This is a genomic window from Klebsiella sp. HN106 (genome assembly GCF_051209435.1).
GTDB lineage: Bacteria > Pseudomonadota > Gammaproteobacteria > Enterobacterales > Enterobacteriaceae > Klebsiella > Klebsiella oxytoca.
Genome location: NZ_JBLURD010000004.1, coordinates 18,295 through 40,652 on the forward strand (window position 1 = coordinate 18,295; position 22,358 = coordinate 40,652).

Below are 22,358 nucleotides of genomic sequence, written 5' to 3' on the forward strand. Positions count from 1 at the left end.
TCGCGTAAGGCATAATTAACTCTAAATATGAAGAATATACGTAACTTTTCAATCATCGCTCACATCGACCACGGTAAGTCGACATTGTCTGACCGAATTATCCAGATTTGCGGTGGCCTTTCCGATCGTGAAATGGCAGCCCAGGTTCTGGACTCCATGGATCTTGAACGTGAGCGCGGTATTACCATCAAGGCGCAGAGCGTCACCCTCGATTACAAAGCGTCTGATGGTGAAACCTATCAGCTGAACTTTATCGACACGCCCGGCCACGTAGACTTCTCTTATGAAGTTTCTCGTTCGCTTGCTGCCTGTGAAGGCGCTTTGCTGGTGGTTGATGCGGGGCAGGGCGTAGAAGCCCAGACGCTGGCTAACTGCTATACGGCGATGGAAATGGACCTGGAAGTGGTTCCGGTCCTGAACAAAATTGACCTGCCGGCGGCCGATCCGGAGCGCGTGGCGGAAGAAATTGAAGACATCGTCGGTATCGACGCTACCGATGCGGTGCGCTGTTCTGCAAAGACCGGCGTTGGCGTGCCGGACGTGCTGGAACGCCTGGTGCGCGACATTCCGCCGCCGGAAGGCGACCCGGAAGCGCCGCTGCAGGCTCTGATCATCGACTCCTGGTTCGATAACTACCTCGGCGTCGTCTCTCTGGTGCGTATCAAAAACGGCACCATGCGTAAAGGCGATAAAATTAAGGTGATGAGTACCGGGCAGGTGTATAACGCCGACCGCCTGGGCATCTTCACGCCGAAACAGGTTGACCGTACCGAGCTGAAATGCGGCGAGGTAGGCTGGCTGGTTTGCGCCATCAAAGATATTCTCGGCGCGCCGGTCGGCGATACGCTGACTCTCTCCCGCAACCCGGCGGAAAAAGCGCTGCCAGGCTTTAAAAAGGTTAAACCGCAGGTTTACGCCGGCCTGTTCCCGGTCAGTTCTGATGATTACGAGAACTTCCGCGATGCGCTGGGCAAACTGAGCCTTAACGATGCCTCTCTGTTCTACGAACCGGAAAGCTCCACCGCGCTGGGCTTCGGTTTCCGCTGCGGCTTCCTGGGTCTTCTGCATATGGAGATCATCCAGGAGCGTCTTGAGCGTGAATATGACCTGGATCTGATCACCACGGCGCCGACGGTCGTTTATGAAGTAGAAACCACCTCGAAAGAAGTTATTTACGTCGATAGCCCGTCCAAGCTGCCGCCGCTGAACAATATTCAGGAGCTGCGCGAGCCGATCGCCGAGTGTCATATGCTGCTGCCGCAGGAATTTTTAGGCAACGTCATTACCCTGTGTATCGAAAAACGCGGCGTACAGACCAATATGGTCTATCACGGCAATCAGGTTGCGTTGACCTATGAAATTCCGATGGCGGAAGTGGTGCTCGACTTCTTTGACCGTCTGAAGTCTACTTCCCGCGGCTATGCCTCGCTGGACTACAACTTCAAGCGCTTCCAGGCCTCCAATATGGTGCGCGTGGATGTGTTGATTAACGGCGAGCGCGTGGATGCGCTGGCGCTGATCACGCATAACGATAATGCGCCGTATCGCGGCCGTGAACTGGTTGAGAAGATGAAAGAGCTGATCCCGCGTCAGCAGTTCGATATCGCTATCCAGGCTGCTATCGGCAACCACATCATTGCCCGTTCTACCGTAAAACAGCTGCGTAAAAACGTCCTGGCGAAATGCTATGGCGGCGACGTCAGCCGTAAGAAAAAGCTGCTGCAGAAGCAGAAAGAAGGTAAGAAACGAATGAAGCAGGTCGGTAACGTTGAGCTGCCGCAGGAAGCGTTCCTCGCCATTCTGCACGTTGGTAAAGACGGCAAATAACCCTAAGGAGTTGGCATGGCGAACATGTTTGCCCTGATCCTGGTCATCGCTACTTTGGTGACGGGTCTGTTGTGGTGCCTGGATAAGTTTATCTTTGCGCCAAAACGTCGCGAAAGTCAGGCCGCTGCCCAGGCGGCGACCGGCGACCAGCTGGACAAGAAAACGCTGAAAAAGGTGGGCCCGAAACCGGGCTGGCTGGAAACCGGCGCTTCCATCTTCCCGGTACTGGCGATTGTTCTGGTGGTTCGCTCATTTATTTATGAGCCCTTCCAGATCCCATCCGGCTCAATGATGCCGACGCTGCTAATCGGCGATTTTATTCTGGTAGAGAAGTTTGCTTACGGCATTAAGGATCCGATTTACCAGAAAACGCTGATCGAAACCGGGCATCCGAAGCGCGGCGATATCGTCGTCTTTAAATATCCGCAGGATCCGCGCCTGGATTATATCAAGCGGGCCGTCGGCTTACCGGGTGATAAAGTCACTTACGATCCGATTGCTAAACAGGTCACTATCCAGCCGGGCTGCAGTTCTGGTCAGGCCTGCGGCAACGCTCTGCCGGTCACTTACTCCAACGTTGAGCCGAGCGATTTCGTACAGACCTTCTCCCGCAGCAACGGCGGTGAAGCGACCAGCGGTTTCTGGCAACTGCCGAAAGGCGAGACCAAAGCGAATGGCATTCGTCTGACCGAACGTAAAGAGACGCTGGATGACGTGACGCACCGCATTTTGACCGTGCCGATTGCGCAGGATCAGGTTGGGATGTATTACCACCAGTCCGGGCTACCGCTGGCAACCTGGATTGTCCCCCCGGGGCAGTATTTTATGATGGGTGACAACCGCGATAACAGCGCCGACAGCCGTTATTGGGGCTTTGTGCCGGAAGCGAATCTGGTGGGTAAAGCAACCGCAATCTGGATGAGTTTCGAAAAACAGGAAGGTGAATGGCCTACCGGCGTACGTTTATCGCGCATTGGCGGCATTCATTAATTTTCCTGCCTTATTCACGCTGCCGCCGCAATAACGGCAGCGTGAATTATTTAATATTTAAATCTATTCAAACTAACGACATCCCTTGTCGTTGCGTATAGAATATCCCCCCGAAGTTTTAGGTTGTCTCTCGTAAGATTGACACAGCACACGAAACCGCGTTGGTGTTTACTCAGGTCGGTTTCGTGTGCTGCATTTTTGACGCATTCATCTATTGGTAACGCATGAACCCCATCGTAATTAATCGGCTTCAACGGAAGCTGGGCTACACTTTTCATCATCAGGAGCTGTTGCAACAGGCATTAACTCACCGCAGTGCCAGCAGCAAACACAATGAGCGCCTGGAGTTTTTAGGCGACTCAATATTGAGCTTTGTGATCGCTAACGCCCTCTATCATCGTTTCCCTCGGGTAGACGAAGGCGATATGAGCCGCATGCGCGCGACGCTGGTACGAGGCAACACGCTGGCAGAAATTGCCCGCGAGTTCGAATTAGGTGAATGCCTGCGTCTTGGGCCGGGTGAACTGAAAAGCGGAGGCTTTCGCCGTGAATCGATACTGGCGGACACCGTTGAAGCTTTAATCGGCGGGATTTTCCTCGACAGCGATATTCAGAACGTTGAGCGCCTTATCCTCTCCTGGTACCAGAGCCGTCTGGACGAAATCAGCCCTGGTGACAAGCAAAAAGATCCGAAGACGCGCTTGCAGGAGTATCTGCAGGGGCGTCATCTGCCGCTGCCGTCTTACCTGGTGGTACAGGTTCGCGGTGAAGCGCACGATCAGGAATTTACTATCCACTGCCAGGTTAGCGGCCTGAGTGAACCGGTGGTTGGCACGGGTTCTAGCCGTCGCAAGGCGGAGCAGGCTGCCGCCGAACAGGCGCTGAAAAAGCTGGAGCTGGAATGAGCGAAGAAAAGAACTACTGCGGATTTATTGCCATCGTTGGTCGTCCAAACGTGGGCAAATCCACATTGCTGAATAAGCTGCTCGGGCAGAAGATCTCGATCACTTCCCGAAAAGCGCAGACCACGCGTCACCGCATCGTTGGTATCCATACTGAAGGCCCGTATCAGGCGATCTACGTCGATACCCCCGGTCTGCATATGGAAGAAAAACGCGCGATTAACCGCCTGATGAACAAGGCGGCAAGCAGCTCTATTGGCGACGTTGAGCTGGTTATCTTCGTGGTTGAAGGGACCCGCTGGACGCCGGACGACGAGATGGTGCTCAACAAGCTGCGCGACGGTAAAGCGCCGGTGATTCTGGCGGTCAACAAAGTCGACAACGTCCAGGAAAAAGCGGATCTTCTGCCACACCTGCAGTTCCTCGGCAGTCAGATGAACTTCCTCGATATCGTACCGATTTCTGCGGAAACGGGGCTGAATGTTGATACGATCGCCGGTATCGTGCGCAAGCATTTGCCGGAGGCGATTCACCACTTCCCGGAAGATTACATCACTGACCGTTCGCAGCGCTTTATGGCTTCCGAGATCATTCGTGAAAAGCTGATGCGTTTCCTTGGCGCAGAACTGCCATATTCCGTCACCGTCGAAATTGAGCGTTTTGTGACCAATGAGCGCGGCGGTTACGACATTAACGGCCTGATTCTGGTTGAGCGCGAAGGGCAGAAGAAGATGGTGATTGGTAACAAAGGGGCCAAAATCAAAACCATCGGTATCGAAGCGCGTAAAGACATGCAGGATATGTTTGAAGCGCCGGTTCACCTTGAGCTTTGGGTGAAAGTGAAATCCGGCTGGGCTGATGACGAACGCGCGCTGCGCAGTCTCGGTTACGGCGACGATCTTTAAGTTTGGATACTCTATGGCTTTCGAGGTGCAGGACAAAACACAAAGTGTTTTGAACAGCGCTTGCGCTGGCTCCGAAGGAGCGAGGCCAGAGGCTGAGTCGCGCGGCAAGAACGCGAGTCCCCGGGAGCTTACTTCAGTAATTGACTGGGGTGAGTGGGCGCAGCCAACGCACCTGCGGCTTGAAAGACGACGAGTATGATGGAAGGCTGGCAACGCGCTTTCGTACTGCATAGTCGTCCCTGGAGCGAAACCAGCCTGATGCTGGACGTCTTCACGGAAGAGTCCGGGCGCGTGCGCCTTGTTGCAAAAGGCGCACGTTCCAAACGCTCCAACCTCAAAGGCGCTCTTCAGCCTTTTACCCCCTTACTGCTCCGCTTTGGCGGGCGCGGCGAAGTTAAAACGCTGCGCAGCGCGGAAGCCGTCTCGCTGGCGCTCCCTCTCACCGGTATCACGCTCTACAGCGGACTTTACGTCAACGAACTGCTCTCTCGCGTGCTTGAGCACGAAACGCGCTTCTCGGAACTCTTTTTCGATTATCTGCACTGTATCCAGTCGCTGGCTGGCGCTACAGGTTCACCGGAACCGGCGCTTCGGCGGTTTGAGCTGGCGCTGCTTGGGCATCTGGGATATGGCGTTGATTTCCTGCACTGCGCCGGCAGCGGAGAAGCGGTTGACGATACGATGACCTACCGCTACCGTGAAGAGAAAGGCTTTATCGCCAGCGTGGTTATTGATAACAACACCTTTACCGGGCACCATCTGAAGGCGCTGGCCAGCCGTGAATTTCCGGACAGCGATGCGCTGCGCGCGGCAAAGCGTTTCACCCGAATCGCCCTGAAGCCCTATCTTGGTGGGAAGCCGTTAAAAAGTCGCGAGCTGTTTCGTCAGTTTTTGCCCGCACGGGCCGATAAAACAAATAACGATTAACGAGGATTGTCATGGCTGAATTACTGTTAGGGGTCAACATTGACCACATCGCGACATTACGCAACGCTCGCGGTACCGCTTATCCGGATCCGGTACAGGCGGCCTTTATCGCCGAGCAGGCAGGCGCTGATGGTATTACCGTTCATCTGCGCGAAGATCGCCGACATATTACCGATCGCGACGTGCGTATTTTGCGCCAGACTCTGGATACCCGCATGAACCTTGAGATGGCGGTGACGGAAGAGATGCTGAAAATTGCCTGTGAGACTCAACCGCATTTCTGCTGCCTGGTACCGGAAAAACGTCAGGAAGTGACAACCGAAGGCGGACTGGATGTGGCGGGGCAGCTCGATAAAATGCGCGATGCCTGTAAGCGTCTGGCCGATGCCGGTATCCTGGTCTCCCTGTTTATTGATGCTGACCACGCGCAAATTAAGGCCGCAGCGGACGTCGGCGCGCCTTTTATCGAAATTCACACCGGCTGCTATGCTGATGCGCAAACGGACGCCGGACAGGCAAAAGAGCTGGAACGTATCGCCAAAGCGGCAACCTATGCCGCGAGCCTGGGGCTGAAGGTTAACGCCGGTCACGGCCTGACGTACCATAACGTTAAGGCTATTGCCGCGCTGCCGGAAATGCACGAGCTGAACATCGGTCATGCGATTATTGGCCGGGCGGTAATGAGCGGCCTGAAGGAAGCGGTTGCGGAAATGAAGCGTCTGATGCAGGAAGCTCGCGGCTGATGGCGATTCTCGGACTGGGTACTGATATTGTTGAAATTGCCCGTATTGACGCGGTGATAGCCCGCAGCGGCGATCGTCTTGCCCGTCGCGTACTCAGCGATTTTGAATGGGCGATATGGGAACAGCATCAGCAGCCGGTCCGTTTTCTGGCGAAGCGTTTCGCCGTTAAAGAAGCGGCGGCCAAGGCGCTTGGCACCGGCATCCGCAACGGGCTGGCGTTCAATCAGTTTGAGGTTTACAACGACGAGCTGGGTAAGCCAAAGCTGCGATTGTGGGGCGAGGCAAAGGGTCTGGCGGAGCGTATGGGCGTAAGCAGCATTCACGTGACGCTGGCCGACGAGCGTCACTATGCCTGCGCCACGGTGATTATCGAAAGCTAATTGTTACAGGCCGGAGAGGTCGGTTAACGCCGCCATCCGGCAATATCACAGTTTGTCCGCGTGGTGCAGCAGGACAAACTTATCCCACAGCTGCTCTTCATTCTCGTTATGGGCCGGATCTTTCAGAATGGTATTTGGGATCGGGCACACCTTCTGGCAGGTTGGCGTATCATAGTGGCCGACGCATTCGGTGCAGCGATCGCTGTTAATTTCATAAATGCTATCACCCATGGATATCGCCTCATTCGGGCACTCCGGCTCGCACATATCGCAGTTGATACATTTTTTGGTGATTAACAGCGCCATCAGGAATTTCTCAGAAACAACACAAACAGGGCGGGCATTATACGCCCATTTTTCGCTCGGGCCAGCTCTTTTCCACCGCTGATTGGCCCTCAACGGTGTAAAAATTTTTGATCTGCTTGAGCAGACAGATAGTCGCGTTGTCCAGCGAAAGGTCGTTGCTATGCACCAGCATCACCGGAATAAAGAACGCAGGAATATTCAGGGAAACCAGACGAACGTTTTTCGGCGTGGACAAACGGGTTAACGAGCGGGTAATAAAGGCGATACCAATCTGGGCCTCAGCATATTCAAGGCACGAATAGTGGTTATCCAGCTCGCAGATGATGTTGGGAACGACCTTGCGGTGATTAAATTCAGTCGTGATGATGCCTCTCAATAGCAGGGAATCATTGAGCACTATAATGGATTGATCGTTTAAATCCTGTGGATCGATACGCTCGTACTGCGCCAGAGGATGCGAAAGCGGAATGGCGGCGATAATTTCATCCTCAAATAGCATCGTCGAGCTAAGCTGGGCGGGGAGGGGCGTTCGGTAAACAATGCCAATATCGACGGCGCTGTCCGTCAGCTTTTTTATCGTTTGCTCCGTAGAAAACTCCTTAACATTTAAAGAGATCGCCGGATGGTGCGCCATAAAGCTACGAAAGGCGGGCAGAACCAGATAGCTGCCTGACACGCCAATAGATATTGTGTCCCGTTGCTGGTTCTGATAAGGCAGAAGTTCGTTCTCTGCATTTTTCAGATCCACCATTATTTTGTTAGCGTGTTGTTGCAATATAATTCCGGCTTTTGTTAATTCAATACCTCGCCCTCTTCGTGAGAATAATATTGTTTTGAGTGATGACTCAAGTTGTTTTATTTGCTGGCTTAATGATGGCTGAGTAATAAACAAGCGTGCGGCTGCCCGGCCGTAATGCCGTTCATCGCACAATATCAGAAAAGAGTGCAGCTGCTTGATATTCATTAAGGTCAGATACCAATCGATTGAGTTTTGTTATAACGATTATAAAAAATACCAAATTGTTTGCCTATTTTGCTTTTTTTAAACTGTGATCAGTGCATTTTAAAAAAGGAATAATTATGACAGCATCAATCAACCGCTGGGGAATGCTTGCAGCCCACGTGTGCATAAATTTTGTACTCGGAGGCGTCTACGCCTTTAGCTATTTTAAAACGCCATTAATGGCGCAATATCACTGGGACCCGGCTACGCTGGCTTTAGCATTCTCTATCAATATGGGGATCATTCCTTTACCCATGATTTGGGGTGGGAGAATGATCGATAATGGTAAAGGCAAGCAGGCGATAGTTATCGGCGGTATCCTGTTCTCCTTAGGCTTTATCCTATCCGGATTCGTGGATAATTTGCCAATGCTATTCTTAACCTATGGCGTCATTGCAGGGCTCGGTTCCGGCCTTGCTTTTACCGGCAATCTGAATAATATTCTGAAGTTTTTCCCCGATCGCCGAGGTCTTGCCAGCGGTATTGTCCTGGCCGGAGTTGGCGTGGGTACGTTACTTTGCACCCGCCTGGCTGAATATTTTATGACGCAAACGCACGATGTCAGCCGGGCCTTATTATATCTCGGTATTGTATATCTGGTGGTTATCTTCATTGTTCAGTTTTTTATTCGTAGCGCGCCAGCGAAAGATAGTGGCGAAATTAAAGCATCGCCACTGGATAAAGACTTTCGACATATGTTAAAGGATCTCCGTTTTTGGCTGCTATTCGTCATTCTGGCTTTGGGCGTTTTCTCCGGAATGGTCATCAGCTCAAGTTCAGCGCAAATTGGTATGATGCAGTATGGTTTACTGTCTGGCGCCTTGGTTGTCAGTCTGGTATCGATATTTAATTCTATTGGCCGTTTATTCTGGGGGGGATTAACCGATAAGCTTGGAGGATATAATACACTGATAATCGTTTATCTTTTTACCTGCCTCTGCATGCTCTTGTTATTATTCTTTAATGGTAATACGGCGGTATTCTACTTCAGCGCTCTGGGCGTGGGCTTTGCTTATGCGGGTATATTAGTTATCTTTCCCGGATTGACCAGTCAGAATTTTGGGATGCGCAATCAGGGACTCAATTATGGCTTTATGTATTTTGGCTTTGCCGTCGGCGCAGTTATTGCGCCGTATGTAACCTCCGCCATTGCAAAATACACAGGAAGCTACAACACGGTATTTATCCTGACCGTGGCGCTATTGCTTATTGGTGTCGTATTAACCCTGATTACCAAAAAATATATCGCAGTGGTTTTAGCCAAAATTCATTGATCAAAGCGTAAGGAAATAAAGATGAAAATTGCAATCGCAGGCGCCGGGGCTATGGGCTGTCGTTTTGGCTACATGCTGCTGGGGGCCGGGCACGACGTGACGCTTATCGATGGCTGGCACGAACATGTCAACGCCATATGCAGCAACGGACTGTTTGTCGAAACGGAAGTAAGCCAGCAGTATTACCCCATTTCGGCAATGCTGGCTGATGAATCGCAGGGGGAGTTTGAGCTGATTATTCTGTTTACTAAAGCCATGCAGCTCGATCGCATGCTGCAGCATATTAAGCCGCTGCTGCCAGCCGCGAAGGTCGTCATGATTTTATCGAATGGCCTCGGAAATATTGAAACCCTGGAGAAATACGTCGATCGGCAAAAAATTTATGCTGGCGTGACGCTATGGTCCAGTGAACTGGAGGGCCCCGGGCATATTATGGCCACCGGTACCGGAACGATTGAACTGCAACCGGTTGCCAGCCAGGACGCCGCTCTGGAAGAAAATATCGTTGCCGTTCTCAATAGCGCCGGATTGAATGCTGAAATAAGCCCTGACGTACTCTTATCGATCTGGAAGAAAGCGGCTTTTAATAGCGTGATGAATACCTACTGCGCGCTGCTGGACTGTAATGTCGGCGGCTTCGGTCAACTGCCGGGCGCATTAGATTTAGCGCAGGCGGTGGTGGATGAATTTGTATTAGTTGCCGCCAGCCAGAATATTCCGTTGAGCGGAGAGATGGTAATGAATACGGTGAAGAAGGTCTTCGACCCGCGCGAAAGCGGCCATCACTATCCCTCTATGTATCAGGATTTGCAAAAGGGGCGACTTACGGAAATTGACTATTTAAACGGCGCCATCGCGCGAATTGGCATGCAGAATAATATCCCCGTGCCGGTGAATACGCTTCTGACGCAGCTTATTCACGCAAAAGAAGCGCAATAAACCCAGAGGCTCTTTCGCATGGTGCGAAAGAGCCTCTGTCAAACCAGCTTTTTCACCAGCGCTTCGCTATGGCGAATCCGCTCCGGGGCACGCTCAAGATCCTGCTGCACCAGTCCCATAAACAGAAGATCGGTCAGCATCATCTGCGCGCTGGTAGAGGAGATCGCGGCGCTGCGCGTAGCCTGTTCTTCCGCTATGGTATACAGGCACAGCGTCGCCTGTTGCTGAAGAGCGTTAGGGTTAAATCCGGTGATCGCCAGGATCTGGCTTCCTACTCGTAACGCTTCACCAGCCGCCATGTTGATCTCGCGTCGTTCACCGGAGTAGGAGATAGCCAACAGCAGATCGTCCGGCGACATCGCCTGTACCGTCGCCAGCAGCGCATGCATATCCTGTTCTGACACGGCATTAATGCCGATTTTCATCAGCTTCCAGCTGAAGTTTCTTGCCACCAGCCCCGACGCGCCGATACCGGTAATAATGACCCGGCGGGCGTGGCGCAATAGCGTGACGGCTTCGAACAGCTTCTCTTCGGCGTTGACGTCCAGCGAAGCGTGCATGGCCGCGATATTATCTTTAATGAGTTTTTCGCCTACCAGACGGAGAGGATCGTCGCCGCGGATCTGATTATGTACCGGCACGGACTGTGGCGTAGGGGCGCTTGCCAGGGCTTCGCTTAACGCCAGCTTTAATGCCGGAAAACCTTTGAAACCCATCTTCTGCGCAAATTTGACTACGCTTGACTGGCTGACCCCGGCTTCGCCCGCCAGCTGTTGTGAGCTAAGGTGGCGGGTTTTATCCGGTTGGGCCAGAATGAAATCGGCCAGTTTTTTATCGCTTGCGGCCAGCGTTGGGTAGCGCTGGCGAATACGGGTCAAACAGTTCATAGCGGCTCCGGAGGACGGCTTCACCCTCGACTGAAAGAATTTTGTATTCGATTATAAGAGGATTACTGCGAATTAAAAATTCTGAGCTTCAGATTTCTCTGCAGAAGCGTTTTCTTAATCCGGATTCAACAACAGCGTATGTTTTCGCTATTCGCAGCTTAAGACTGCTAAGCTATTGGTTATCAGGCGATCGTTCAGGGGAGTGGGTTTTGAATAGCAGTACGCGGAGAGTGGTTTTCTTTGATCTGGATGGAACCTTACATCAGCAGGATATGTTCGGCAGCTTTTTGCGCTATGTCCTGCGCCACCAGCCGCTAAATGTCCTGCTGGTGATTCCTTTATTACCGGTTATTGCCGCCGGGCTGATGCTGTTCGGACGCGCTGCGCGCTGGCCGATGAGCCTGCTGCTGTGGGCGTCAACTTTTGGCCGCAGCGAGCGTCACCTGAAACGCCTTGAGGCGAGTTTCGCCCGCTGGTTTCGCCAGCACGTCACGGCGTTCCCGGTAGTACAGGCGCGGCTCAACAACTATCTGACCAGCACCGATGCGGACGTCTGGCTGATTACCGGCTCGCCGCAGTCGCTGGTTGAGCAGGTTTATTTTGATACTCCCTGGCTGCCGCGAGTGAACCTGATCGCCAGCCGGATGGAGCGTCGTTGCGGCGGCTGGGGATTAACCCTGCGCTGCCTCGGCAATGAAAAAGTGGCGCAGCTGGAACAAAAAATCGGCGCTCCGCTGCGATTGTACAGCGGCTACAGCGACAGCGAGCAGGATAACCCGCTGCTCTATTTTTGCCAGCACCGCTGGCGGGTGACGCCGCAGGGCGATCTTCAGCAGTTAGAATAGTGTGTAATACATAACGTCCATGTATAATGCGCCCCGCTTTTCTGCAGGAGTGCCCGCTTTGTCTGACCATGAATTAAATGATGAATACTGGATGCGTCACGCTCTGACGCTGGCGAAACGCGCCTGGGAAGAGGGCGAAGTGCCGGTCGGCGCGGTACTGGTGCATAATCATCAGGTCATCGGCGAAGGCTGGAATCGGCCAATCGGACGTCACGATCCGACCGCGCACGCCGAAATTATGGCGCTGCGTCAGGGCGGACTGGTGCAGCAAAACTATCGTCTGATTGACGCAACGCTGTACGTTACCCTTGAACCCTGCGTGATGTGCGCCGGGGCGATGGTCCATAGTCGCATCTCTCGGCTGGTTTTTGGCGCCAGAGATGCGAAAACCGGCGCAGCCGGGTCGCTCATCGACGTGCTGCACCATCCGGGAATGAACCATCGGGTCGAGATAACGGAAGGTATTTTGGCTGAGGCCTGTTCCGGCATGCTGAGCGATTTTTTCCGCTGGCGACGCGAAGAGAAAAAAGCGCTGAAGCGAGCTAGCCGGCAAGTGGAAGGTTAATGCCCCGTACCGGGGATTTTCAGCTTCGCGTTGTCCACCAGCGTTTCTGCGCGGAAGCTGAAAAAGGACATGGCGTACTGCTCTTCCTTACCCAGCTCCTCCGGCATGACTGCCGGATAGTGCTCGCCTAGTGCCGCTATCTGGGCGTCCTTTCTCTCTTTTTCAGAAAGATAGCCCACGAGGCTAATATGATATTTACGGATATTTTCGACGTAGGCGTAGGCTTCGTGGCCGCGTGCAAAGCCGTACTTCAGCCGGCTGTAGTAGCTTTTCTGGCTTAGCAGCGGCAGACGCTGCTTCACATCGGCCCAGCTATTCGGGTTGCCTTTCTGCTTTTTCGTCAGCGCCATTGCGTCGAGCATGTGCGCGTAGCCCATATTGTAAGCCGCCAGCGCAAACCAGATGCGTTCATCCTGCGGGACCGACTCCGGCACTTTATTCATCATATCCTGTAAATAACGCATGCCGCCGTCGAGGCTTTGCTCGGCGTCGGTACGATCGGTCAGGCCCAGACTTTGAGCGGTATTGCGGGTCAGCATCATGATGCCGCGAACGCCGGTCGGGGAGGTGGCCTGCGGATCCCAGTGCGATTCCTGCCATGAGATAGCCGCCAGCAGCCGCCAGTCTATCTGACGGGCATATTTTTCAAACATTGGCTGCAGGTCCGGGAGCACGCTTTCCACGGCGCGCAGGAAGGTACGGGTGTCTACATAATCAAAATCGTTGCCGTGACCAAGGTATTTCTCCTCCAGCCTCGCCAGTGTGCCGTCCTCGTTAATATTATTGAAGAAATCGAGCATTGCCGCCGGCAGGGAGTTGTCCTCACCTTTTTCGCTAAACCAGGTGACCGGCTGCTCGTCGCTGATATCAAGCGCGACGGCCAGCTCCGGATGGACGCGCTGGAACAGGCTGACGGCGACCGAATCAGCAACGGTATAGTCGAGTTTGCCATCAATAACCGCCTGCATCAGCGCCGTCGTCCCGCGTTTCTCGTCCACGCGCCAGTCGAGATCGGGGTATTTTTGCTTTTTTAGGGCCTGAAGATCGTTAATCGCCACGTGTCCGGGAGCAATCGCCAACTGGTCGGCGGTAAGATTTGCCAGGCTGCGCGGACGCAGGCTGCCTTTGCGATAAACCAGCTGTTGCGAAACGGAGTAGTAGGTTGGCCCGACCTGATAGTTCTTCACCCGTTCGGAATTGTAGACCAGGCCGGCAGCCAGCATATCGGCTTTGCCTTCATCGAGGTCATCAAACAGCTGGCTGATATTCTGCCTGACGGTGACTTTTAGCTCGACGCCGAGGTAGTCGGCAAACTGCTGCGCCAGCTCATAATCAAAACCGTAGGTTCGATCGTTAATGGTCGCGAAGGTCATTGGCGAATTAATGGTGCTGATACGCAGTTCTCCGCGCGCCATGATCCCGGCCACGCGGTTTTCCGGCTTACCCATCCACGGGAGAGACGGCCACAGGGCAGCCGCCAGCAGGAGAGTCACAATGCCGATGAGCAGATAATTAATCTTTAATTTTTTCAGATAGTTAATCTTCTGCAGCTTCGGGTTCCTCAGCAGACTATGACCAGAATAAGTAAAAGGTTGTCGTGGAATGAGCGGCATTTTGCTTAAGAATGCGCCAGTTGGCAACTTATTCGCGAGGAGGGTCACATTTATTGATAAACCCCGGCAATCATTTTATTTCTACGCAAACGGTTTCGTCGGGGCGCAGGATTCACTATAATGGCGCCCGTTTCCCCCCTGGCTCACCATGAAAGCTTCGAAGACGAGAGACTTATGATGGAAATTTTGCGTGGTTCACCTGCACTGTCGGCATTCCGTATCAATAAACTGCTGGCACGTTTCCAGGCGGCCAACCTTCCGGTCAGCACGATATATGCCGAGTACGTTCATTTTGCCGACCTTAGCGCCCCGCTCAGCGACAACGATCGCGAGAGTCTGGCAAGGTTGCTCAAGTATGGCCCGAACTTAAGCAGCCATACCCCAACCGGCAAGCTACTGCTCGTTACCCCCCGTCCCGGCACCATCTCTCCCTGGTCTTCTAAAGCTACCGACATCGCCCATAACTGCGGCCTGTCTCAGATTGTGCGCCTTGAGCGCGGCGTCGCGTATTACGTCGAAGCCAGCAGCCTCAACGATGAACAGTGGTCGCTGGTGGCGGCCGAACTTCATGACCGCATGATGGAAAGCGTTTTCGGCACGCTGGAAGAGGGTGAAAAACTGTTTGCCCATCATCAGCCAACGCCGGTCACCAGCGTTGACCTGCTGGGCCTGGGGCGTCAGGCGCTGATTGACGCCAACCTCCGTCTGGGGCTTGCGCTGGCGGATGACGAAATTGACTATCTGCAGGATGCTTTCCAGACGCTGGGCCGCAACCCGAACGATATCGAACTCTATATGTTCGCGCAGGCTAACTCCGAGCACTGCCGACACAAGATTTTTAACGCCGACTGGGTCATCGATGGCGAAAAGCAGCCGAAGTCGCTGTTCAAAATGATCAAAAACACCTTCGAGAAAACCCCGGACTACGTGCTGTCTGCTTATAAAGACAACGCCGCGGTAATGGAAGGTTCAGCCGTGGGGCGCTACTTTGCCGACCACGCAACCGGTCGCTACGACTTCCACCAGGAAGACGCGCATATTCTGATGAAGGTCGAAACCCATAACCACCCGACGGCGATCTCTCCGTGGCCGGGCGCGGCGACAGGTTCCGGCGGCGAAATTCGCGATGAAGGCGCCACCGGACGCGGGGCGAAGCCAAAAGCCGGCCTGGTGGGTTTCTCGGTTTCCAACCTGCGGATTCCGGGGTTTGAACAGCCGTGGGAAGAAGATTTCGGCAAACCGGATCGTATCGTTACCGCGCTGGATATCATGACTGAAGGTCCGCTGGGCGGCGCGGCGTTTAATAACGAATTTGGTCGTCCGGCGCTCAACGGCTATTTCCGTACCTATGAAGAGAAGGTAACCAGCCACAACGGCGAAGAGCTGCGCGGCTACCATAAGCCCATTATGCTGGCGGGCGGAATCGGCAACATTCGCGGCGAACACGTGCAGAAGGGCGAAATTGTCGTCGGCGCGAAGCTGATTGTTCTCGGCGGTCCGGCAATGAACATCGGTCTCGGCGGCGGCGCGGCCTCTTCAATGGCCTCCGGCCAGTCCGATGCCGACCTCGATTTCGCCTCCGTACAGCGCGATAACCCGGAGATGGAACGTCGTTGCCAGGAGGTTATCGACCGCTGCTGGCAGCTGGGCGACGCTAACCCGATTTTGTTTATCCACGATGTCGGCGCTGGCGGTCTGTCGAACGCCATGCCTGAGCTGGTCAGCGACGGCGGACGCGGCGGTAAATTCCAGCTGCGCGATATCCTCAGCGATGAGCCGGGCATGAGCCCGCTGGAGATCTGGTGTAACGAATCGCAGGAACGTTATGTGCTGGCGGTTGCGCCGGAGCAACTGCCGTTGTTTGATGAGCTGTGCCGCCGCGAACGCGCGCCGTACGCGGTGATTGGCGAAGCAACCGAAGCGCTGCATCTGAGCCTTGATGATGCCCATTTTGACGATCGTCCGATCGACCTGCCGCTTGACGTGCTGCTGGGCAAAACGCCGAAAATGACCCGTGACGTGCAGACGTTGAAAGCGCAGGGCCAGAGTCTGCAACGCCAGGGCATCACGATTGCCGACGCGGTGAATCGCGTGCTGCACCTGCCGACGGTCGCGGAGAAAACCTTCCTCGTCACCATTGGCGATCGCACCGTCACCGGTATGGTGGCGCGCGATCAGATGGTGGGGCCGTGGCAGGTTCCGGTGGCTAACTGTGCGGTCACCACCGCCAGCCTCGATAGCTACTACGGCGAAGCGATGTCCATTGGCGAACGTGCGCCGGTGGCGCTGCTGGACTTCGCCGCCTCCGCCCGTCTGGCTGTTGGCGAGGCGCTGACCAACATCGCGGCGACGCAGATTGGCGCGCTCAATCGCGTGAAGCTGTCGGCAAACTGGATGGCCGCTGCCGGTCACCCGGGCGAAGACGCCGGTTTATATGAAGCGGTAAAAGCGGTGGGCGAAGAGCTCTGTCCTGCCCTGGGACTGACTATTCCGGTGGGTAAAGACTCCATGTCGATGAAAACCCGCTGGCAGGAAGGGGCTGAACAGCGCGAGATGACTTCTCCGCTGTCTCTGGTGATTTCCGCCTTTGCCCGCGTGGAAGACGTACGCCGTACCGTCACCCCACAGCTCTCCACCGAAGACAACGCCCTGCTGCTGATTGATTTAGGCAAGGGGAACAATGCGCTGGGCGCGACCGCGCTGGCGCAGGTTTATCGTCAGCTTGGCGATGTGACTGCCGACGTTCGCGATGTCGCGCAGCTGAAAGGCTTCTGGGACGCAATGCAGGCGCTGGTGGCTGAAGATAAGCTGCTGGCCTGGCACGACCGTTCCGACGGCGGTCTGCTGGTCACCCTGGCCGAGATGGCCTTTACCGGCCACTGCGGCGTCAACGTTGATATCGCCGCGCTCGGCGAGGATCGCCTGGCCGCGCTGTTTAACGAAGAGCTTGGCGGCGTCATTCAGGTTCGTGCCGCCGATCGTCAGGCCGTGGAAGCCACGTTGGCCGCTCATGGCCTGGCGGATTGCGTTCACTATATTGGCCAGGCTACGGCGGGCGATCGCTTCGTCATCGAGGCCGACGGTCATCCGGTATTCAGCGAAAGCCGCACCACGCTGCGCATGTGGTGGGCAGAAACCACCTGGCAAATGCAGCGTCTGCGCGATAACCCGGAATGCGCTGACCAGGAGCACGAGGCGAAAGCCAACGATGCCGATCCTGGGCTCAACGTGAAGCTCTCCTTTGATATCAATGAGGATATCGCTGCGCCTTATATTGCCACCGGCGCGCGTCCGAAGGTCGCGGTGCTGCGTGAGCAGGGCGTGAACTCCCATGTTGAAATGGCCGCGGCGTTCCATCGCGCCGGCTTTGATGCCATCGACGTGCACATGAGCGACCTGCTGGCGGGCCGTACCGGTCTTGCTGATTTCCAGGCGCTGGTGGCCTGCGGCGGCTTCTCCTACGGTGACGTTTTAGGCGCCGGTGAAGGCTGGGCGAAATCGATTCTGTTCAATGAGCGGGTTCGCGACGAGTTTGCCACCTTCTTCCATCGTCCGCAGACCCTGGCGCTGGGCGTGTGCAACGGCTGCCAGATGATGTCTAATCTGCGCGAGCTGATCCCGGGCAGCGACCTGTGGCCGCGCTTTGTGCGTAATCAGTCTGACCGCTTTGAAGCGCGCTTCAGCCTGGTTGAAGTGACGCAGAGCCCGTCTCTGCTGCTGCAGGGTATGGTGGGATCGATGATGCCGATTGCCGTATCCCACGGTGAAGGGCAGGTGGAGGTTCGCGATGGCGCGCATCTGGCGCAGCTGGAAAGTAAAGGCCTGGTGGCGCTGCGCTTCGTCGATAACTTCGGTAAGGTGACGGAAAACTATCCGGCCAACCCGAATGGTTCGCCGAACGGTATCACTGCGGTAACCAGCGAAAGCGGGCGCGCGACCATCATGATGCCGCACCCGGAACGCGTGTTCCGCACCGTGTCGAACTCCTGGCACCCGGAAAACTGGGGCGAAGACAGCCCGTGGATGCGTATTTTCCGCAACGCGCGTAAACAGCTGGGCTAAAAATCGTTTACAAATCGAATTAAGCCTCCTGCCCACGCAGGGGGCTTTTTTATTTGTGGGGTACTTCGAAAGCAGGTGTCGGGGATCGCCGACAAACGCGCTGTGGTGGTGTCGTCAAAAGGTGACATTTAACTTATTGATTCATAAAGGCATCACTGAATCATTCACCCGATGTTGCTAATCAGCGACACTTTGTACAAAAAGCGACCATCATCATCCGTGCCTATAAATAGTAAAAAGACATTATATTTCATTGTGTTAATAAAATGTTTTGAGATGTGGCATAGTTCGTGCATAATTATAACCAGTGGCTCATTCACCTTCTTATGTCAGCCCCTTCGGGACGCGCTACATAAACTTCGAATGACGCACAAACAGGTGCCTGCCGTCCAACTCCTGATAACAGCTCTGCTTTATCAGTCATCGGGCGAAACGTCGAGTAAGGCACCGCCTCATTTCTTAATAAAGCCAGGCTCCCGTAGCCTGGCTTTATTATACTCGTCGTCTTTTGTGCTACAGGTGCGTTGGCCGCATCTGTTCACCCCGGTCACTTACTTGAGTAAGCTCCCGGGGATTCTCAGCTTTGCCGCCTTCCTGTAACTCAAAATCCATAGAGTATATTGGGTATATTCAGGTAGCATCGTAGTGAGCTAATGATTGAGATCCTATCCGTGAAGCGACTCTCCCTTTTCCCCCGTTCGCTGCGCCAGCTGGTCACGCTATCCTTCGTGCTGATCCTGCTTCCGCTGCTGGTGCTGGCATGGCAGGCGTGGCAAAGCCTTAACGCCCTCAGCGCCCAGGCGGCGCATATTAATCGCACCACCCTTATCGACGCCCGCCGCAGCGAGGCGATGATTAACGCGTCGCTGGAAATGGAGCGTAGCTACCGGCAGTACTGCGTGCTGGACGATCCGACGCTGGCGCGGGTCTATCAAAATCAACGCCAACGCTACAGCGAAATGCTTGACGCTCACGCGGGCGTTCTGCCTGATGAAAAAATCTGGCAGGCGCTGCGTCAGGATCTCGACGATCTGGCCGAGCTGCAGTGTAAAAATAGCGGCCCGGCGGCGAAGTCAGCAGTCAGCCTGGAAGCGTTTGCTTCCGCCAATAGCGACATGGTCCAGGCAACCCGGACGGTGGTCTATTCGCGTGGACAGCAGCTGCAGCAGGAAATCGCCGAGCGCGGCCAGTTCTTCGGCTGGCAGGCGCTGGTGCTGTTCCTGCTCAGCCTGGCGCTGGTGCTGCTGTTCACCCGCATGATTATCGGCCCGGTAAAGGGCATTGAAAGAATGATCAACCGACTGGGCGAGGGGAAATCGCTGGACGATGCCGCGCTGTTTACCGGCCCGCGCGAGCTGCGCTCCGTCGGTAAACGCATTATCTGGCTGAGCGAACGCCTTGCCTGGCTGGAATCCCAGCGCCATCAGTTCCTGCGCCATCTTTCCCATGAGCTGAAAACGCCGCTGGCCAGCATGCGCGAAGGGACGGAACTGCTCGCTGACCGGGTGGCCGGGCCGCTGACGCCCGAGCAGCAGGAGATCGTGGAGATTCTGGATAACAGCAGCCGCAACCTGCAAAAGCTGATTGAGCAACTGCTGGACTATAACCGCAAACAGGCCGATGGCCCGATTGTGCGCGAGACGGTCAACCTGGCCGAACTGGTGGAAAATGTGGTTTCTGCCCATAGCCTGCCGGCAAGAGCTAAAATGATGCATACCGAACTGTTGCTCAGCGAGCGTTTTTGCGAAGCGGAGCCCGCTCTGCTGGTGAGCGTACTGGATAATCTCTACTCCAATGCGGTGCACTATGGTGCTGAATCCGGTAACATTCGAATCCATAGCTATCGGCACGGCGAGCAGGTGCGCATTGACGTCATTAACGACGGCGAGCCGATCCCGTCCGCAGAAAGAAACATGATTTTTGAGCCTTTTTATCAGGGAAGCCACCAGCGTAAAGGGGCGGTAAAAGGCAGCGGTCTGGGGCTGAGCATTGCCCGCGACTGCGTACGGCAAATGCAGGGCGAGCTGAGCCTGGTTGATGTGAAGTCAGGGCTAATCTGTTTTCGTATCACGCTCCCCGTCGCCGAGTCTGGAAAAAATAACGTATAACTATCGGGTGAATATGTCCCACTTCTTCGCATTTGTCCGTCCCCTCAGGGGATGGCTGCTGTCAGGCATTTCCTGCCTGGCGCTGGCGGGATGTTCCGCCTCTACATCACCATACGCCGCGGATGGCAAAACGCTCTCCGCGCTGCCGCAGCATCAGGTCGCCGATTTTCTTTCGGTGGAGTGCGCTGATATCTGGAATCTGCAAAGCGAAGCCAGCGACAAAAATCCGCTCTACTGGCTGCGTGGAATTGACTGCGCCGATCGTCTTGCTCCGGTGCAGGCACGGGCGGAGGCCCGGCTGCACAGTGGCGACAGCTGGCAGGATGCCTTTAAGCGCGGCATTTTACTGGCTGATGCCAAAATTACGCCTAACGAGCGCCGGGAACTGGTCGCCAGTCTGGATAGCTTCAGCCCGCAAATCGCCCCTCAGGTGCGCCCGCTCTATCAGCTCTGGCGCGATGCCCAGGGCCGGCAGCTTCAGCTGATTGACGAGCGTTCCCGCTACGCCAAACTGCAGCAGTCAAACGATGCGGAGCTGGAGACGCTGCGACAGCAGGAAATTGAGCTACGCAGTCAGCTCGAACTGACGACCCGCAAGCTGGAGAATCTCACCGATATCGAGCGTCAGCTCTCCAGCCGTAAACCCGGCGGGAACTTCAGCTCTGACGCCGGGCACGGCGGCGATAAAGTCCCGGAGGTGATTCATGACGATCCGTAAACCCGCCCGTCTGCTATTAGTGGACGACGATCCGGGGCTGCTGAAGCTGCTGGGTATGCGTCTGGTCAGCGAAGGGTATAGCGTAGTGACCGCGGAGAGCGGGCCGGAGGCGCTGCGCACGCTAAGTCGCGACAAGGTCGATCTGGTGGTCAGCGACCTGCGGATGGATGAGATGGACGGACTCCAGCTGTTCAGCGAAATCCAGAAGGTTCAGCCGGGGATGCCGGTGATCATTCTCACTGCGCACGGTTCCATTCCGGACGCCGTTGCCGCGACCCAGCAGGGCGTGTTTAGCTTTCTCACCAAGCCGGTGGATAAAGACGCCCTTTATAAAGCGATTGATGACGCGCTGGAGCAGAGCGCGCCAACCACCGACGAGCGCTGGCGTCAGGCGATTGTGACCCGTAGCCCGCTGATGGAGCGACTGCTGGAGCAGGCCGGGATGGTGGCGCAGTCGGACGTCAGCGTGCTGATTAACGGCCAGAGCGGTACCGGCAAGGAGATTGTCGCCCAGGCAATTCATAACGCCAGCCCGCGCCGCGATAAACCTTTTGTCGCCATTAACTGCGGCGCGCTTCCCGAACAGTTGCTGGAGTCAGAATTGTTCGGCCACGCGCGCGGCGCTTTTACCGGCGCAGTCAGCAATCGCGAGGGGCTATTCCAGGCCGCGGAAGGCGGGACCCTGTTTCTTGATGAAATTGGCGATATGCCGGTTGCGCTACAGGTGAAACTGCTGCGCGTTCTGCAGGAGCGTAAAGTGCGCCCGCTGGGCAGCAATCGCGATATCGATATTGATGTGCGGATTATTTCTGCGACCCATCGCGACCTGCCGAAGGCCATGGCGCGAGGCGAATTTCGTGAAGATCTGTTCTATCGTCTCAACGTGGTGAATCTGAAAATCCCGCCGCTGGCTGAGCGTACGGAAGATATTCCGCTGCTGGCGAACCATCTGCTGCGCCAGTCTGCCGATCGCCATAAACCTTTTGTCCGCGCATTCTCCACGGATGCGATGAAGCGGCTGATGGCCGCTAAATGGCCGGGCAACGTGCGCCAGCTGGTGAACGTGATTGAGCAGTGCGTGGCGCTGACCTCTTCGCCGGTCATTAGCGACGCCCTGGTAGAGCAGGCGCTGGAAGGGGAAAACACCGCGCTGCCGACGTTTGTCGAAGCGCGGAATCAGTTTGAGCTCAATTACCTGCGCAAGCTGCTGCAAATTACCAAAGGGAACGTCACGCATGCGGCCCGGATGGCGGGGCGCAATCGCACCGAATTTTATAAGCTGCTGTCGCGCCACGAGCTCGACGCTAACGACTTTAAAGAGTAGCTCCGGATGATGGCGCAAGTTATGATACGGTTAGCAACCG

General features: G+C 55.2%; 19 protein-coding genes. 15 read left to right on the forward strand and 4 right to left on the reverse strand.

The window, feature by feature from the left end; genetic code table 11:
- Positions 1 to 27 precede the first annotated feature (27 nt).
- The 7 genes from lepA to acpS all read left to right on the forward strand — a co-directional run bounded on the left by lepA (position 28) and on the right by acpS (position 6,674).
- Positions 28 to 1,827, forward strand: coding sequence for a translation elongation factor 4 (lepA, locus tag ACSIPU_RS12760; protein WP_004104577.1), 1,800 nt, complete (start codon positions 28 to 30; stop codon positions 1,825 to 1,827).
- Positions 1,828 to 1,842: 15 nt separating this feature from the next.
- Complete coding sequence (gene lepB / locus ACSIPU_RS12765) at positions 1,843 to 2,817, forward strand: signal peptidase I (RefSeq protein WP_196557882.1); 975 nt, start codon at positions 1,843 to 1,845, stop codon at positions 2,815 to 2,817.
- A 224-nt stretch (positions 2,818 to 3,041) separates the two neighbouring features.
- Positions 3,042 to 3,722, forward strand: a complete 681-nt coding sequence (rnc, locus tag ACSIPU_RS12770; RefSeq protein ID WP_004104573.1) for a ribonuclease III — start codon at positions 3,042 to 3,044, stop codon at positions 3,720 to 3,722.
- The gene (gene era / locus ACSIPU_RS12775) at positions 3,719 to 4,624 is read left to right on the forward strand and encodes a GTPase Era (RefSeq protein ID WP_004104571.1); all 906 of its coding nucleotides are present in this window, start codon (positions 3,719 to 3,721) and stop codon (positions 4,622 to 4,624) included. The genes rnc and era overlap by 4 nt, the downstream gene beginning before the upstream one ends.
- A gap of 198 nt (positions 4,625 to 4,822) precedes the next feature.
- On the forward strand, positions 4,823 to 5,551 hold the full coding sequence (gene recO, locus ACSIPU_RS12780) for a DNA repair protein RecO (protein WP_070555754.1): 729 nt from the start codon (positions 4,823 to 4,825) through the stop codon (positions 5,549 to 5,551).
- An 11-nt stretch (positions 5,552 to 5,562) separates the two neighbouring features.
- On the forward strand, positions 5,563 to 6,294 hold the full coding sequence (gene pdxJ / locus ACSIPU_RS12785) for a pyridoxine 5'-phosphate synthase (protein WP_004114481.1): 732 nt from the start codon (positions 5,563 to 5,565) through the stop codon (positions 6,292 to 6,294).
- Positions 6,294 to 6,674 (forward strand): holo-ACP synthase, encoded by a 381-nt coding sequence (gene acpS / locus ACSIPU_RS12790; protein ID WP_004104568.1) that lies wholly within the window; start codon positions 6,294 to 6,296, stop codon positions 6,672 to 6,674. Before pdxJ ends, acpS begins: the two co-directional genes overlap by 1 nt.
- Positions 6,675 to 6,719: 45 nt before the next feature.
- Here the strand turns inward: acpS and ACSIPU_RS12795 are convergent, their stop codons facing one another.
- Positions 6,720 to 6,980, reverse strand: a complete 261-nt coding sequence (locus ACSIPU_RS12795) for a YfhL family 4Fe-4S dicluster ferredoxin (RefSeq protein WP_004114478.1) — start codon at positions 6,978 to 6,980, stop codon at positions 6,720 to 6,722.
- A 37-nt stretch (positions 6,981 to 7,017) separates the two neighbouring features.
- Positions 7,018 to 7,944, reverse strand: a complete 927-nt coding sequence (locus tag ACSIPU_RS12800; RefSeq protein ID WP_026056006.1) for a LysR family transcriptional regulator — start codon at positions 7,942 to 7,944, stop codon at positions 7,018 to 7,020.
- Positions 7,945 to 8,060: 116 nt separating this feature from the next.
- Between ACSIPU_RS12800 and ACSIPU_RS12805 the strand changes: the two genes are divergently transcribed.
- Positions 8,061 to 9,257, forward strand: a complete 1,197-nt coding sequence (locus tag ACSIPU_RS12805) for an L-lactate MFS transporter (RefSeq protein WP_004104562.1) — start codon at positions 8,061 to 8,063, stop codon at positions 9,255 to 9,257.
- A 21-nt stretch (positions 9,258 to 9,278) separates the two neighbouring features.
- Positions 9,279 to 10,196: an oxidoreductase gene (locus ACSIPU_RS12810; protein ID WP_016809504.1), complete on the forward strand. Its 918-nt coding sequence runs from the start codon at positions 9,279 to 9,281 to the stop codon at positions 10,194 to 10,196.
- Positions 10,197 to 10,234: 38 nt separating this feature from the next.
- Here the strand turns inward: ACSIPU_RS12810 and ACSIPU_RS12815 are convergent, their stop codons facing one another.
- Positions 10,235 to 11,083 carry a MurR/RpiR family transcriptional regulator gene (locus ACSIPU_RS12815; protein WP_004104559.1) on the reverse strand — a complete coding sequence of 283 codons (849 nt, stop codon included), beginning with the start codon at positions 11,081 to 11,083 and terminating at the stop codon, positions 10,235 to 10,237.
- A gap of 209 nt (positions 11,084 to 11,292) precedes the next feature.
- On the opposite strand from ACSIPU_RS12815, the gene yfhb reads away from it, so the two are divergent.
- Together yfhb and tadA are read left to right on the forward strand one after the other, a co-directional pair.
- On the forward strand, positions 11,293 to 11,928 hold the full coding sequence (gene yfhb, locus ACSIPU_RS12820) for a phosphatidylglycerophosphatase C (protein WP_004104558.1): 636 nt from the start codon (positions 11,293 to 11,295) through the stop codon (positions 11,926 to 11,928).
- A 58-nt stretch (positions 11,929 to 11,986) separates the two neighbouring features.
- The gene (gene tadA, locus ACSIPU_RS12825; RefSeq protein WP_004104556.1) at positions 11,987 to 12,493 is read left to right on the forward strand and encodes a tRNA adenosine(34) deaminase TadA; all 507 of its coding nucleotides are present in this window, start codon (positions 11,987 to 11,989) and stop codon (positions 12,491 to 12,493) included.
- Here the strand turns inward: tadA and mltF are convergent.
- On the reverse strand, positions 12,490 to 14,106 hold the full coding sequence (mltF, locus tag ACSIPU_RS12830) for a membrane-bound lytic murein transglycosylase MltF (RefSeq protein ID WP_004104554.1): 1,617 nt from the start codon (positions 14,104 to 14,106) through the stop codon (positions 12,490 to 12,492). The two genes, tadA and mltF, sit on opposite strands and share 4 nt — an antisense overlap.
- A 174-nt stretch (positions 14,107 to 14,280) precedes the next feature.
- Between mltF and purL the strand changes: the two genes are divergently transcribed.
- The 4 genes from purL to glrR all read left to right on the forward strand — a co-directional run bounded on the left by purL (position 14,281) and on the right by glrR (position 22,318).
- Positions 14,281 to 18,168, forward strand: coding sequence for a phosphoribosylformylglycinamidine synthase (gene purL, locus ACSIPU_RS12835; RefSeq protein ID WP_024274563.1), 3,888 nt, complete (start codon positions 14,281 to 14,283; stop codon positions 18,166 to 18,168).
- A gap of 671 nt (positions 18,169 to 18,839) precedes the next feature.
- Positions 18,840 to 20,276 (forward strand): sensor histidine kinase, encoded by a 1,437-nt coding sequence (locus ACSIPU_RS12840; RefSeq protein ID WP_134882393.1) that lies wholly within the window; start codon positions 18,840 to 18,842, stop codon positions 20,274 to 20,276.
- 13 nt (positions 20,277 to 20,289) lie between these two features.
- Positions 20,290 to 20,994: a two-component system QseEF-associated lipoprotein QseG gene (gene qseG / locus ACSIPU_RS12845; protein ID WP_017145533.1), complete on the forward strand. Its 705-nt coding sequence runs from the start codon at positions 20,290 to 20,292 to the stop codon at positions 20,992 to 20,994.
- Positions 20,981 to 22,318, forward strand: a complete 1,338-nt coding sequence (gene glrR, locus ACSIPU_RS12850; protein ID WP_004104547.1) for a two-component system response regulator GlrR — start codon at positions 20,981 to 20,983, stop codon at positions 22,316 to 22,318. The genes qseG and glrR overlap by 14 nt, the downstream gene beginning before the upstream one ends.
- The last annotated feature ends 40 nt before the right edge of the window (positions 22,319 to 22,358 follow it).